The sequence below is a fragment of the Microbacterium yannicii PS01 genome, assembly GCF_000304335.1.
In the GTDB taxonomy this organism is placed as follows: Bacteria; Actinomycetota; Actinomycetes; order Actinomycetales; family Microbacteriaceae; genus Microbacterium; species Microbacterium yannicii_A.
Window position 1 is genome coordinate 63,825 of the sequence record NZ_CAJF01000011.1, and the last position, 13,902, is coordinate 77,726.

Consider the following 13,902-nt stretch of genomic DNA (forward strand, 5'->3'; position numbering starts at 1 on the left):
AGCCGTCGCGGCGCCGACGTGGCGTCTCCGAACGGATGGTCGACGACGTCAGCGCGCGAGGATCTCGGCGTTGAGCGAGCGCTGCCACTCCCGCAACCGCCACATCGGGTGGTGCGGCGCGGCGTTGGAGCAGAGCACCACTCCCCACACGCCATGATCGAGCGCGGTCCGGACGCCGTGTTCGGCCAGCGACAGCCCGATCTCGTTCTCTTCGAATGCGCCGTGCAGCGGGGTGTAGCCGACCCAGCCCTCGCCGACGACAGCCGGGACACCCTGCCAGCGCGCCCACGCGGCGATGGCGATCGTTCGCGCGGCGATCTCGCGGCGCATGGCGTGCTCGTACGGCGGATAGTGCTCGATGAGCCAGGCATCCCAGGCATCGGGATCCACCCAGTCGTAGCCGTAGATCATCTGGTCTGTGACGACGGTGGCCCGGTACTTCCAGTCCGCGGCGCGACCGTATTCATCCACCGACGGAGCGTCGGCCCGGAGCAGCCCGCGAAGAGCGGCGTTCGGGAACCCTTCGCTGCCTTCCGACCGGATGTCGATGCGCTGCTGCAACGCGTCGAGGACGCCATAGCTGTACACGTGGAACTGTCCCGCACCGAGGCCTGCGGGCAGGACGTGCATCGCGAGGTGGGGCGGCTTGCCGTAGCTGGCGGTGATGAGGAGGTCGGGATGCCGCGCCCGCAGTTGCGAGATCTGCTCGGCCCCGCTCCCGGCCAGCGCGGGCAGGATCGAGAAGTCCACTTCGTTGTGGAGTTCCACCAGTGCGATGCGATGGCGATGACCGTGCAGCGTGAGCCATTCGATCATGCTGTCCCATGCTCGCGCGAGCAGTCGGTACCGGTCCTGCAGGGGAACCGCGTCTATCGCATCGAACCAGGCCGAGGATGCGGCGAAGGCCGGGGACTGCTGATACTCCCAGCTGGCGAGCACGATGACGACGTCGTGGCGTGCCGCCGCCTCGAACAGCTCGAGGAGGCGAGCGCGCAGATCCAGGCGGAATCCGCCGGGGGTGTCGTACCACCGGGTGCGCTGACCGAAGTAGCCGCCGTGGGGCGATGCGCCGAGCCCTTCGATCTCCAGATCCTGCGCCAGGCGGTCCAGCCCGAGGTCTCCGAACAGGAGAAGCGGCGCGGCGCAGATGCGGATCGCGTTGTACCCGAGTGACGCGGCATCGGCGACGGCCGAGTCGAGGTCGGCGTACGGCTCGCCTCTACCCGCCTGTGTGTACCAGGAGAAGTCCCACAGGCTGATCGTCAGCCGCTGCGGAAGGTGGGCCGGCACCACTCCGGTGAGCGAGGACTCGTCCGGCTCGATGGCGCCGGTCCCGAGGTAGCGCTCGGTCATCAGGTGGTCCTTTCCGGGATCGCGACGAGGAGCGTGCCGGCGACCTGCAAGCCGCGCCCCTGGGCCGCGAGCTCCGCCAGCTGATCAGCGACCCTGCTGCGGCCGGCCGCGGTATCGGACGTGAAGAGGGTCAGCTCCGGCACGGACGTCGCGAAGTAGTCGACGACGTCGCCCGCGGCTCGTAGGCCCGCGGCACGCGCGTCCAGGGCGTCCCACGCCGTCGACGCGGCGACGGTGTCGCCGAGGTGCAGATGAGCGATGCCCTCCCAGTACGTGGCCTCGTCCGCAGGACGCGGCGCGACGGCGAGCGGCGAGGGGGCGACCGCGGCACGCCAGGCCCGCTCTGCGCCGTCGGGATCGCCGGCGGCTGCGCGGGCTCTTCCGAGCAGCACCCATCGCCGCACCGGTCGCTCCGCGGGATGACGTCCTTCGCCGAGCGTGCGCGGCGGCTCGAGACCGGATTCCAGGAGCGTGGCGGCTGCGTCCGGATCGGTGTGCAGCAGCTCCTCGGCACGCATGCACGCCGCTCGGTCGAAGGCCGCGATGACGCGTCCCTCGCCGCCCTCGAACGGTCGGAAGCGGCGAGTGGTGAGGAGCGTCCACGCCTCGTCCACGCGCTCAGCGTCGAGAAGCAGCTCGGCGTACCGCACCGCGAGGTCGTCGCGGTCCCCGAGGAGAGAGGCGTGGCGCTCGAGCATCGCGAGGCGCGCTGTCGAGTCCATACCGCGGCGGGCGGCCAGGACATCCCGTTCGAACACCAGCCGCGCGTCCGCGCGGAGCTCGATCGCCCGAACGAGAGCGTCATCCGCCGCGGCCTCATCGTTCTCGACGGCGACCAGACCCAGCGCGAGATTCCGCCAGACGACGGGGTCGGTCGATCCGCAGTCGGCCGCCCGTCGCAGCACGGCGAGCGCGTTCTGCTCGCGGTGCGCGTCGAGAAGCCACATCCCGAGGAGGCCGGCGGCGACCGCGTCATCGGGATCGGCGTCAAGCGCCGAGACGAGGGCATCGTACTGATCAAGCCCGGCGGGGAAGGCGAGCGATGCCGGAATCCCGCGCGCGGTCGTCCGCTCGCGGTGAGCCTCCGCGGGTCGGCCCGCGCGCTCGAGCCAGTGCGCACGGAGGTAGTGCCGGAGCGGGCCGGCGAGCCCGGCGGCGGGCGTCGCCTCCACAGCGTCGCCGGTCGCGCGCAGGGCCTCATCGACGGCGCCGGCCCGCGCGAGCTCCGCGCCGACATCCAGATTCGTGCGGGCGTCGCGGTCCCGTCGGTGGCCTGCGAGGGCGCGTGTCGCGGGATCGAGCGGATCCTGCGCCAGCAGCGACTCGAGCTCGTCGGACGCCGCGGCGGTCTCACCTCGGCGTGACAGCGCCAGGACGGCGAGTCGTCGGGCCTCCGGGATCGTGCCCGCGTCGCGGGCCAAGGCCGACGCCTCGGTTGACCGCCCGCTGCGCAGGGCGATGCGTGCGCGGCCGAGCGCCGCGGCAGCAGCGTAGGCCGCGTTCCATCCGGCCTTGCCCAGCCAGCGGTCGGCCGCTTCGAGATCGCCCAGTCGCTCGTGGACGAGCCCGAGAAGATACGCGGCCTCGCCGTCGCGGGGATTGAGATTCCGGCGGGTCACACGTTCGATCGCGGCGGAGAGGAGCTGCCGTGCATCTTCATACTCGCCGCGCGCGAAGTGCCAGGCGCCGAGCGCCGTCGCGGCGCGCGAGTCGAGCGGGTCGCGGCGCAGCGCCTCCTGCAGGTAGGGAAGGGCGGAGCGGGTGGGGTGCCGGTACTGCAGCAGGTGGACCGCGGTGGTGTAGAGCTCGTCGTTGCTCGCGACATCCGCCGGCAGCTCGGGCGCGGTCGCCGTCCATGGCTCACCGGCGTGCTCGCGTCGCGCGCGCCACACCACCAGCTCCTCACCGTCGCCGACGACGCGGACCTCGAGCCCCGGCTCATCGACAGGCATGTCGATCCGGCCGATGAAGGGAGTATCGGGGCCGAGGTCGGCGGTCCAGGCGGCCACGAGCGACTGGTCACGTCGCGCCTCGATCGTCGCAGCCGCGAGCTTCCGCGTGGCGATGACCGTGACGCGAGCGGCCTCGCCCTCGGCGTGGACGCCGATCGCGGCATCCGTCGTCGCCTGCCGGACCGGTCCGGTGCGGTGAATGGGGTACCAGTACTGGCGGAACCGCTTCGTCTCACCCGGCAGAAGCCAGCTGAAGTCCGGCTGGTTGTCGGTGTAGACGCCGGCCATCAGCTCGACATACGGACCGTCGCCGTCGGTGAGCTGATCGTCCCAGGCGTGTCCGATGGGCCCGTCACCCCACGTCCACTGCTTCTTGCCGGGAGAGATCGCGCGGTCTGCCCAGTGGACGAACCCGGCGTCGGCGGCGTGGTCATACCCGCCGAAGAAGGCGTCATCGGTGTCGGTGATCATGTACGACGTGGGAACCGCGATGTTGCTGTACACGTCGATGCGGTCGGCCCCGGGGCGCTTGGCTGCGAGGGCGGGGTAGTCCACGCCGTAATAGGGACGGTCCGCACACGGGAATGCGGTGACGGCTCTGCGGGCGTGATCGGCGACGAAGGCGACGTCGTCCGGGAAGAACGCCTGGTACTGGTCGTGCGACCGGGCCGCGACGTTCGCCCACCAGAGGAAGGTCTGCGGCATGTCGGTGCGGTTGTGCAGGCTCACATCGAGCTCGATCACCGAGGACCCCGGGCGAAGTCGCACCCCATGCAGTCCGCGCATGCGCTGCAGCGGGTCGAGATCGCTGTGCCACACCACCACGGCGCCGTCGGGCTCCCGCTCGATGCGGGCGTCGACGGGCAGGAAGGTCGCGGGGCGATGATGCTGAGGCCAGTTGAACTCCACGCCGCCCGAGATCCATGGTCCGGCGAGTCCCACGAGCGCCGGCTTGATGACGTTGTTGCGGTAGAAGAAGTCGTAGCCGGCGACCTTGTCGTAGCCGATGTGGATGCGCCCGCCGATCTCGGGCAGGAGCACGAGGCGCACGAACTCGTTCTCGAGGTGGATCGCCTGCCACTGGCGAGGCGCTTTCTCGTGCGCGACGCTGTCGATCATCGGGAGCGGGTAGACCTTGCCGCTCGACCCCTGGTAGACGCGGCGGTCGAGGAACAGCGGGTAAGGGTCGGGGGCGCCGGGAGCATACGTGTCGATCCACAGCGGCTCGCTCCAGCAGGCGACACCGCCGGCTGCCAGCCGCCGTGCCTGCTCGGCAGGGGCGTCGGGAAGATCGATGCGGCTCGGGCCGTCGGCGTCGGGAGTCACCTCGCAAAGCTATGCCGTGCGGCGCCACCGGACAATGGCCGAACGGGCGTCGAACATGGATGATCCGATGATCGCTTCGTGGGAGGATGCCGGGGTGGAACGTGCGGAGGGATTCGAGCGGCAGCGCCTCAGCGTGGTGCCGAGACCGCTCGTGGACTCGGCCCTGCAGCGTCCGGTCACCCGCCGCATGCTGGTGACGGACGCGGGATACTTCCCGCGGGCCGAGCATCATGGTCGCCACAGGCCGCGCGGCGCCGCCGAGACGATCGTCATCGTGTGCGTCGCCGGTGCGGGATGGGTGGAGGCGGAAGGCGTCCGGACTCGCGTCGGCAGCAGCACCGCGATCGTGATCCCGGGCGGCGCCGCGCACTCGTACGGTGCGGCGACCGACGACCCCTGGACGATCTGGTGGTGTCACGTGCGAGGCAGCGACGTGGCGGAACTGGTCGAGGCGGCCGGAGTCCGGCCCGGGCGACTCACCCTCTCGCTGCGCGAGGTCGACCGGGTCACGTCGATCCTCGATGAGATCTCGGTGTCGCTGGCTCGCGATACGACTCCCGCCCGCCTCACCGCCACCGCCGGGATGGCGTGGCGGCTGTTCACTCAGCTCGCCGTCGATCGGGTGCTGCCCAGCGACGGGGCACCGGTGCAGCGCGCCATGCGCTATCTGGAGGACCGCATCGACGGTCGCGTGCAGGTCGCGGAGCTCGCCGCGATGGTCGGGGTGTCGGCATCCCACCTCGCCGCCCTCTTCCGGGAGGCCACCGGAGGGGGAGTGCTCGCCCACCACAACGCGCTCAAGATGGCGCGTGCGCGCGCGCTGCTCGACACGACGGACCTGCCCGTCGCGGAGGTCGGGCGGCGAGTCGGACTCGAGGACCCGTTCTACTTCTCCCGCCAGTTCAGCCGTACGCACGGCGTGAGCCCGCGCGCGTACCGGGAACTGCGAAAGGGCTAGCCCTTCGTGGCGCCGGCCGTGAGGTCGGCGCGCCAGAACCGCTGCAGGGCCGTCATCAAGGCGACCAGCAGCAGCGCCGAGACCGCGGAACCAGCCACGACGAGCGAGTAGAACATCGGATCGCGCTGAGTCTGCCCGTTCCAGAGGGTGAGGCCCAGTGTCACGGGGAACGTCGAGGTGTCGTTGAGCATGACGAGCGGGAGCAGGTAGTTGTTCCAGATGGTGACGAACTGGAACAGGAAGATCGTCACGAGCGCCGGCACCATCATGCGCGCGGCCATCGACCCGAAGATGCGCAGGTCGCCGGCCCCGTCCAGGCGTGCGGCCTCGATGACCTCATCGGGCACGCTGGCATTGGCGTGGATGCGCGCGAGATAGACGCCGAAGGGGCTCACCATGCTGGGCAGGAGAACGGCCCAGTACGTTCCCGTCAGCCCGACGGTGTTGAGCAGGAAGTAGAGCGGAAGCGCGATCACCGTCGCCGGCACCAGGACTCCGCCGAGGATCACGGAGAAGAGCAGGTCGCGGCCGCGGAACGGGAACTTCGCGATCGCATAGCCGCAGGCCGCCGAGATCGCCATCGCGACGAAGGCGCCCACGCCCGAGTAGATGATGCTGTTCACCACCCATCGCGTGAACGCGCCGCCGTCCTGCGTGAAGAGTGCGACGAGGTTCTCCCATGCCTGCGGCGAATCTGAGAACCACAGGCCGAAGGTGCCGAAGAGATCGGCGGGAGACTTGGTCGCCGCGATGATCACCCAGACGAGCGGGAGGAGGAAGTACACGCCGGCGACGAGGAGGACGGCGTTGACCGCGACGGTTCCGGCGGCGCCGGTGCTGCTTGGGGAGCGGCGGGACGTCACCATGCTCGGTTGTCCTTCCGGTTGACGAGACGGAGGAAGCCGAACGAGAACGCGAAGCCGAGGACGGCGACGATCACGGCCATCGCGGCGGCGAGGTTCGGATTGCCCTGCGCGAAGGCCTGGTTGTAGGCGGCGAGGTTGGGCGTATAGGTCGAGCTGATCGCCGTGGTGAGCGGCCGCAGCACCAGTGGCTCGACGAAGAGCTGCAGGGTGCCGATGATCGTGAACACGGTGACCAGGATGATCGAGGGGCGCACCAGGGGCAGCTTGATGTGCCAGACCGTCGCCCACGCTGACGCGCCGTCCACCCGTGCGGCTTCGTAGAGCTCGGACGGGATGGCGTTCAGCGCCGCCATGAGGATGACCATGTTGTAGCCCGCGAAACCCCACAGTGCGATGTTGGCGATCGAGAACAGCACGGTGCCGCTGGCCAGCGGGTCGAAGTCGACGCCGGCCATGCCCAGCAGCTGCAGCACCGGACTGGTCGCGGGGACGTAGAGAAAGCCCCACAGCAGCGTCGCGACGACCCCGGGAACGCCGTACGGCGAGAAGTAGAGCACGCGGAATACCCGCGGAAACAGCGCCCGCCCGGAATCGAGCAGGAGCGCCAGGACGAGCGCCGTCGCCACCATCAGAGGGACCAGGATCGCCGAGAACAGCACGAGCCGCCCGAGGCTCTCGACGAAGGCCGGATCGGACAGGGCTCGCGTGTAATTGTCGAGGAAGACGAACACCGTCTCGGGCGCACCGTATCCCAGACCCGAACTGCGGGTGGTGAACATGCTCTGCACGAGGGCGTACACGATCGGTGCCACGAAGAACGCGGCGAACATCACGACGAACGGCAGCACGAGCACCCACACGGCGCCGGGCAGGCGCCGGCGCTTGCGGAGGGGGGCGGGCGCCGGCGCGATGGCGGCCGGCGTCGACGAACGGACAGCGAGACTCACGGATTCTCCCGGGAAGTAGCCGACGGGGTGGGCGCGATCCGCGCGACCCACCCCGTCAGGTGTCAGTCGACCGAGATGCCGCGCTCTTCGAGCGCTGCCACCATGTCGGCCTGGGTCTTGGCATAGGCGTCGACGAGCGGGGTGCCGGCGTCGACCGCCGCCTTGACGTTGTCGGTCAGGCTCGCGAACAGGGTGGACGACAGCGGCGGCCATGCCCAGGATGTGTCGACGGCCTTGTCGGACTCGGCGAAGACGTCCCAGATGTCCTGGCCCCCGTAGAACTCGAACACTTCGGGCGCATCCTGCAGCGAGGCGATCGCGTCGGTGTCGACGATCGAGGGCCACCCGGCACCGATCTTGGTGAGAATGCTGACACTGTCGGTGTTCGAGTTGAGCCAGACGGCGAACTCGGCGGCGGCCTCGGGGTTGTCCGAGCCCTTGAGCACGGCGTTGGCCGAGCCGCCCGCCCAGGTCGCCGAGACGTTCTCGCCCGCATTCCACTGGGGAACGGCGCCGACCGCCCACGATCCGGCCGTGTCAGGGGCCGTCCCGCGAAGAATGGCGTCGGCCCAGGAACCCGAGATCCACGACAGGATGTTGCCGTTCTGGAGGTCGGCGTTCCACTCGCTGGAGAAGTCGGCTTCGACCTTGACCAGGTCCTCGTCGATGAGCTTCTGCCAGAACTCCGCCACTGCGGCCGTCTCGGCGCCGTCGATCGACACGGTCCACGCGTCGTCTTCGGCGGTGAACCAATTGGCCCCGCCCTGCTGTGCCAGGCCGATCATCCACGGCGCCTGATTGAAGGCGAACGCGGTGATGTAGCGGTTCGGATCGGATGCGCGCACGACCTTCGCCGCTTCGTAGAACTCGTCCCAGGTCTCGGGGTACTCGATCCCGAGCTCGGCGAAGATGTCGGCGCGGTAGAACTGGCCGAGCGGACCCGACGCCTGCGGGATCGAGTAGACCTTGTCTCCGAAGACGCCGGTCTGCCACTGCCACGGGACGAACAGGTCCTCGGACTCGGCGACATACGGAGTGATGTCTTCGAGGGCGTCGTTGATGAGGAAATCGGGGATGGCGTCGTAGCCGAGCTGCACGACATCGGCCGGGTTGCCGGCCTCGACGGCCGAGAGCATTGTGGCGTATCCGCCGTCGGGTCCGGCGGTGATCGTCTCGAGCGTGACCTGGATGTCGTCGTGAGACTCGTTGAAGGCGTCGACGGCACGGTCGATATTGGGCACCCACGACTGGAAGGTGATCTCGACGGGCTCGCCGTCGGCGGGCTGATCGGACGAACCGGCGCAGCCGGCGAGGATGAGCGCGGCGGCGACTCCGCCGGCGAAGAAGGTCGCCGCTCGGGTGCGGCGGCGTGCAGAAATGGACATACATGCTCCCTTGCGATGCAGACGGGACGACCTCGTCTGGGTGGTGCGCACCGAGATTACGTCGATCAGGGCATCGCGAACATGGGATAAGCGCGCGACGGCCTGGACGATCCGACGAAGCGCGCTCCGCGTCTCAGTCGTCGCTGCGGCCTCGGCCGCGCCACCACTGCCAGACGATCACGACGAGCGTGGTCAGCACGATCACTGCCGACACCGACAGCAGCAGGGTCCGCTCCAGCTCCGACATCACGGTCGCCTTCCTTCGGCGGCATCCGCCACGATCTTCGCGACGCGTGCCGCGCGCGTCTCTGGCCGCCGCGCCATGTCCACGGTGGCGATGCCGAGCTTGCGCGTCGACGGCGGAAAGGCGTCCCAGGCGGCTCGCGCTGCGGGGACGCCGTCGAGGGCGGCCGCAAGGTCGTCGGGCTCGCGCATCGCCTCGGCGTTGTCGAGCACCGCCCAGGCGCCGTTCGCCTTGGCCACCTCGACGGCGCGGTAGCCGGCATCGGTCATCAGCCCTGCCGCCTCCAGCTCGATGAGCCTCGCCTTGTTCGTCGCCGCCCAGCCGCTGGAAGGTCGGCGCGGGGCGAACCACAGCCCCCCGCGGTGCTCGTCGAACGAGCGGACCGGGCCGTCGATCCATCCGAAGCACAACGCGTGGCGGATCGCGTCCTCGTAACCGACCAGGGGCAGGTCGGAGCCCGGCCGTGGACGCACCAGCCACGCGCCCTTCGAGGTGCGATGGTTCTGCTCGAGCCACGTGCGCCAGGTCGCGGCATCCGCCGCTTCCACTCTCTCGCCGTCGTCGAGCGCTCCCATGACCGCGACCCTACCGGGAGCCGGCGACACTGCTCATGAGCGCCGCGACCGGCGCGCAGGGAGCGTCACAGCAGCTCGGCGTCCTCGGACTCGACGGGCTCGGCGTCGAGCAGCGTGGCGACCGAGTCGAGCACCTCGTCGGGGCGGAACGGGTACCGCTGGATCGCCGCCGGATCGCTGATGCCGGTGAGCACCAGCACGGTGTGCAGGCCCGCCTCGATCCCCGCGACCACGTCGGTGTCCATGCGGTCGCCGATCATGCCGGTGTTCTCGGAGTGCGCACCGAGCCGGTTCATCGCGGAGCGGAACATCATCGGGTTCGGCTTGCCGACCACGTACGGCTCCATGCCGGTCGCCTTCGTGATGAGCGCCGAGATTGCGCCCGTCGCCGGAAGCACGCCCTCGGTCGAGGGGCCGGTCGCATCGGGGTTCGTGGCGATGAAGCGAGCGCCGGAGCCGATGAACCGGATGGCCTTGGTGATCGCCTCGAACGAGTAGTTGCGGGTCTCGCCGACGACGACGTAGTCGGGGTTCGTCTCGGTCATGATGAAGCCGGCCTCGTGCAGCGCGGTCGTCAGCCCGGCCTCGCCGATCACGAACGCCGTACCGCCGGGCATCTGCGACTTCAGGAAGTCCGCCGTCGCCAGCGCGGAGGTCCAGATCGACTCCTCCGGCACGAGCAGCCCCGACGCCCGCAGGCGAGCCGAGAGATCTCGGGGCGTGAAGATCGAGTTGTTCGTCAGCACCAGGAAGGGGACGCCCTGATCGCGCCACTGCTGGAGGAGCGCGGATGCCCCGGGGATCGGTGTGTTCTCATGCACCAGCACCCCGTCCATGTCGGTCAGCCAGCATTCGATGTCGGCACGGGTGCGCATGCGTCCAGGTTATGCCGTCGCGGCGGAGCAGAGCGTCGCGCAGGCGTAGGGTCGTAGCCGTGACGTGGGACCCCCGGAGCCTTCCCGACCTGTCCGGCAGGACGTACCTGGTGACGGGCTCCAACGCCGGGCTCGGCTACTTCGCGTCGGAGCAGCTGGTGCGCGCGGGGGCGACGGTGTTCATGTCGGCCCGTCACCCGAACCGGCTGTCGGCGGCGCGCGCCGCCATCCGCCGGCGAGTGCCGGATGCCGCGCCGGACGCGACCGAGCCGCTCATCCTCGACACCTCGAACCTCGGTTCGGTCCGGTCTGCTGCGGCGAGCGTGCGCGGCCGCGGGGGCTTGGACGGTGTGCTGCTGAACGCCGGGATCGTGCACCCGCCGAAGGAGCGCGAGACCACCATCGACGGACACGAGGTGGTCTTCGCCACCAACGCGCTCGGGCACTACGCCCTGGGCGGCGAGCTGCTTCCCGCCCTCGCGGCGGCCTCGGGGCGCATGGTGTGGGTCGGCAGCGTCTCGACCGCGCTGACGCCCTACGACCCGATCGATCCGCAGCTGGCCGAGGGATATTCGTCGTGGCGCGCGTATGTGCAGTCCAAGGTCGCGACGACCGCTCTGGGATTCGAGGCCGATCGTCGCCTTCGCGCCGCAGGTGTGCCCGTGGCCAGCATCGTCGCCCACCCTGGCTACTCGACGCGCGGACGAACGGCCGGGATCACCGGAGTGAACGAGCCGTCGCGGGTGAAGAGGTTCGCCGACAACCTGCAGGCCGCCATCGCCCAGTCCAAGGAGCACGGAGCCTGGCCGCTCGTGCGCGCCCTCGTCGACCCCGACGCCCTGGGCGGCGAGTTCTGGGGTCCGCGGACCGGCACCCGCGGCGAGCCGCGTCGCCGCACCGCACCGCGGATCACGCGCGACGAGGCGATCGCCGCGCGCCTGTGGGAGGTCGCGCGGACGGCGACCGGCGTGCGCTGGCCGTTCGAGAAGGCCGCCGCCGTGACGCGCGGCGCCTGAGCGCCCGCGACGAGGTCCGAGGGGCAGCTGATGCGGGATCGGGTCGAAGGAACCTGCAGAAGCTGCCCCCCGAACGGTCGGTGGGACCGGGTCCGGTGCCCACGTGCGACATCCGTCGTCGGTACGTGGGAGCGGTCGGTCGGGTAGGCGACTGCGCTTCCTCCGCTCGTCCCCGACGAGCGTCGAATGTGTAGCCCTCCCCAGAGAGCTTCCCCACGGGGATTGTCCGCCCCCGAGAGGTCGGAGTCAAGAGACCTCCGAGCCGCGGCGCGCGCGCCGGGCTCAGGCGCTGAGCCAGATGGTGCCGGCGGCCGCCGGAGGAAGCGACGCCTCGAAGGCGCCGGCGTCGTCGGCCGCCGCGATCCGCAGCGTCGAGGCATCCAGCACCGTCACCGTGGCGCCGACCGCGACGCCGGCCTCCTCGACCGCGCGGAGCAGATCCGGGTCGCGGTCGCTCACGCGCAGCACGCGTCCGATGTGGCCGGCGGGCGCCGCGCCGAGGAGCACGAACGGCTCGCGGTCGACGTGGCCCGCGGCATCCGGAATCGCGTCGCCATGCGGATCGTGCCGCGGTCGTCCGAGACGCTCGTCGATGCCCTCGAGCAGACGGTCGCTGACGGCGTGCTCGAGGATCTCGGCCTCGTCGTGCACCTCGTCCCACGCGTAGCCGAACTCGCGCACGAGCCACGTCTCGATCAGGCGGTGCCGGCGGATGATCGCGGCGGCGCGGCGCTCGCCGGCCTCGCTGAGCGAGATCGGACCGTAGGGCCGGTGCGTGACGAGGCCCTGCGCGGCGAGCTTCTGCACCATCTCGGTCACGCTCGACGGGGCGAGCCCGAGCTCGCCCGCCAGCTGCGACGGCGTGATGCGATCGTTCTGCCACTCGGTGTGGTGGTAGATCGTCTTGAGGTAGTCGTCGATCGCGGGGGAGGGCACGCTCCAGGGTACCGGCGGGCTCAGGCGCCGGTGAGGACGAGCCAGAGCAGGATCGCGTTGAGCGCGATGAGGAAGACGGATGCCGCGATCCCGGCGATCGTCGTCCACACCCGGTTGCGATAGCCGCCCAGCACCTCGGCCTTCGCGGTGAGGGCGACCAGCGGGATCAGCGCGAACGGGATGCCGAACGACAGCACCACCTGGCTGAGGACCAGTGCGACGGTCGGGTCGAAGCCGATGGCGAGGATCACCAGTGCGGGGATCAGCGTGACCAGCCGCCGGGCGAGCAGCGGCACCTTGACGTGCAGCAGGCCGTGCATGATCTCGGCGCCGGCGTAGGCGCCGACCGAGGTGCTGGCCAGCCCGCTCGCCAGCAGGCCGACGGCGAACAGCGTCGCCACGAGCGGGCCGAGTCCGCTCGACAGTGCCGCGTACGCGCCCTCGAGCGAGTCGGTGCCGGGGACGCCGGCGAGGTTGGCCGCCGCCAGCAGCAGGATGCACAGGTTCACCGTGCCCGCGATCAGCATCGCGATCGTGACGTCCCACTTGGTCGCGCGCAGGAGGCGACGGGTCGGGATGCCGCGCAGCTCGTCCAGCGGGATGTCGACGCGAGCGCCGGGTCCCGCGTCCGTCGACGCGCCCGCCTCACCCCGGTCCCCGGCTTCACCCCGGTCGCCCGCCTCACCCCGGTCCCTGGCTTCACCCCGGTCGCTGAGCTTGTCGAAGCGCGGCGCGAACCGGTCCCGTGCGAGAGCGCTGTGGGCGTAGATCGCGTGGGGCATGATCGTCGCCCCGAGAATGGAGGCGGCCAGCAGCACGGAGTCGGTCCCCTCGAACCGCGGCACCAGCCCGCCGATCACGCCGGCGGGGTCGGGCGGGGCGATGAACACCCCGAACGAGAAGCCGATGGCGATGATGGCGAGCAGGCCGATCACGACGAACTCGAAGGGGCGCGGGCCACGCCGCGACTGGATCAGCAGCAGAGCGATCGACACCGTGCCGGTGATGACACCGCCCCACAGCAGCGGCACGTCGAACAGCAGATACAGGGCCACGGCGCCGCCGATCACCTCGGCGATGTCGGTCGCCATCGCGACGAGCTCGGCCTGGAGCCAGTACGCGCGGCGGCCCCACCGGTTGCGGATCCGCAGCCCCAGCGTCTCGGGAAGGCTCCGGCCCGTGACGACCCCGAGCTTGGCCGACAGGTATTGGATCAGCCACGCCATCACGTTGCCGATGACGACGACCCACACCAGGAGGTAGCCGTAGCGCGCGCCGGCGGTCATGTTGCTCGCCACGTTGCCGGGGTCGAGGTACGCCACGCCCGCGACAAGAGCAGGGCCGATCAGCCACGCGACCCGCGGCACGGTTCCGGGTCGTCGCCCGGGCACGGCCGCCGGGCGGGTGACGTCGTCGGCAGTTTTCGGCATGCCGAAACCGTACAGGACATTTCGGCCTACCGAAATATC

Annotated in this window: 11 protein-coding genes; 2 read left to right on the forward strand and 9 right to left on the reverse strand. The window is 70.3% G+C overall.

Translation table 11 applies throughout. The features are described 5' to 3' along the window. Nucleotides 1-48: 48 nt before the first annotated feature. Nucleotides 49-1,353: a cellulase-like family protein gene (locus tag WYM_RS08305; protein ID WP_019180369.1), complete on the reverse strand. Its 1,305-nt coding sequence runs from the start codon at nt 1,351-1,353 to the stop codon at nt 49-51. Continuing rightward, nucleotides 1,353-4,631, reverse strand: a complete 3,279-nt coding sequence (locus WYM_RS08310; protein WP_019180370.1) for a DUF5107 domain-containing protein — start codon at nt 4,629-4,631, stop codon at nt 1,353-1,355. The genes WYM_RS08305 and WYM_RS08310 overlap by 1 nt, the downstream gene beginning before the upstream one ends. Nucleotides 4,632-4,698: 67 nt before the next feature. Between WYM_RS08310 and WYM_RS08315 the strand changes: the two genes are divergently transcribed. Beyond that, the gene (locus WYM_RS08315) at nt 4,699-5,589 is read left to right on the forward strand and encodes an AraC family transcriptional regulator (RefSeq protein WP_019180371.1); all 891 of its coding nucleotides are present in this window, start codon (nt 4,699-4,701) and stop codon (nt 5,587-5,589) included. Here WYM_RS08315 and WYM_RS08320 read toward each other — a convergent pair. The 5 genes from WYM_RS08320 to WYM_RS08345 form a co-directional block, all read right to left on the reverse strand. Beyond that, entirely contained in the window at nt 5,586-6,455 is an 870-nt protein-coding gene (locus tag WYM_RS08320; protein WP_019180372.1) for a carbohydrate ABC transporter permease, read from the reverse strand. The two genes, WYM_RS08315 and WYM_RS08320, sit on opposite strands and share 4 nt — an antisense overlap. Continuing rightward, nucleotides 6,449-7,402, reverse strand: a complete 954-nt coding sequence (locus tag WYM_RS08325) for a carbohydrate ABC transporter permease (protein ID WP_051008102.1) — start codon at nt 7,400-7,402, stop codon at nt 6,449-6,451. The genes WYM_RS08320 and WYM_RS08325 overlap by 7 nt, the downstream gene beginning before the upstream one ends. Nucleotides 7,403-7,464: 62 nt before the next feature. Then, entirely contained in the window at nt 7,465-8,787 is a 1,323-nt protein-coding gene (locus WYM_RS22065; protein ID WP_019180374.1) for an ABC transporter substrate-binding protein, read from the reverse strand. Between the two features lie 246 nt (nt 8,788-9,033). Continuing rightward, a complete protein-coding gene (locus tag WYM_RS08340; protein ID WP_019180376.1) occupies nt 9,034-9,606 on the reverse strand; it encodes a YdeI/OmpD-associated family protein in 573 nt (190 codons plus the stop codon). A 65-nt stretch (nt 9,607-9,671) separates the two neighbouring features. Beyond that, on the reverse strand, nt 9,672-10,481 hold the full coding sequence (locus WYM_RS08345; protein WP_019180377.1) for an HAD-IIA family hydrolase: 810 nt from the start codon (nt 10,479-10,481) through the stop codon (nt 9,672-9,674). A gap of 59 nt (nt 10,482-10,540) precedes the next feature. On the opposite strand from WYM_RS08345, the gene WYM_RS08350 reads away from it, so the two are divergent. Continuing rightward, complete coding sequence (locus WYM_RS08350; RefSeq protein ID WP_019180378.1) at nt 10,541-11,497, forward strand: SDR family NAD(P)-dependent oxidoreductase; 957 nt, start codon at nt 10,541-10,543, stop codon at nt 11,495-11,497. 282 nt (nt 11,498-11,779) lie between these two features. Here WYM_RS08350 and WYM_RS08355 read toward each other — a convergent pair whose 3' ends face one another. Beyond that, entirely contained in the window at nt 11,780-12,433 is a 654-nt protein-coding gene (locus WYM_RS08355) for a metal-dependent transcriptional regulator (RefSeq protein WP_019180379.1), read from the reverse strand. A 20-nt stretch (nt 12,434-12,453) separates the two neighbouring features. Continuing rightward, entirely contained in the window at nt 12,454-13,863 is a 1,410-nt protein-coding gene (locus tag WYM_RS08360) for an Nramp family divalent metal transporter (RefSeq protein WP_019180380.1), read from the reverse strand. Between the last annotated feature and the right edge of the window lie 39 nt (nt 13,864-13,902).

Bases quoted from the DNA above. Each gene is read 5' to 3' on its own strand.
- WYM_RS22065 (WP_019180374.1), bottom strand. From the start codon at position 8,787: ATGTCCATTTCTGCACGCCGCCGCACCCGAGCGGCGACCTTCTTCGCC.
- WYM_RS08360 (WP_019180380.1), bottom strand. From the start codon at position 13,863: ATGCCGAAAACTGCCGACGACGTCACCCGCCCGGCGGCCGTGCCCGGG.
- WYM_RS08305 (WP_019180369.1), bottom strand. From the start codon at position 1,353: ATGACCGAGCGCTACCTCGGGACCGGCGCCATCGAGCCGGACGAGTCC.
- WYM_RS08340 (WP_019180376.1), bottom strand. From the start codon at position 9,606: ATGGGAGCGCTCGACGACGGCGAGAGAGTGGAAGCGGCGGATGCCGCG.
- WYM_RS08315 (WP_019180371.1), top strand. From the start codon at position 4,699: ATGATCGCTTCGTGGGAGGATGCCGGGGTGGAACGTGCGGAGGGATTC.
- WYM_RS08345 (WP_019180377.1), bottom strand. From the start codon at position 10,481: ATGCGCACCCGTGCCGACATCGAATGCTGGCTGACCGACATGGACGGG.
- WYM_RS08320 (WP_019180372.1), bottom strand. From the start codon at position 6,455: ATGGTGACGTCCCGCCGCTCCCCAAGCAGCACCGGCGCCGCCGGAACC.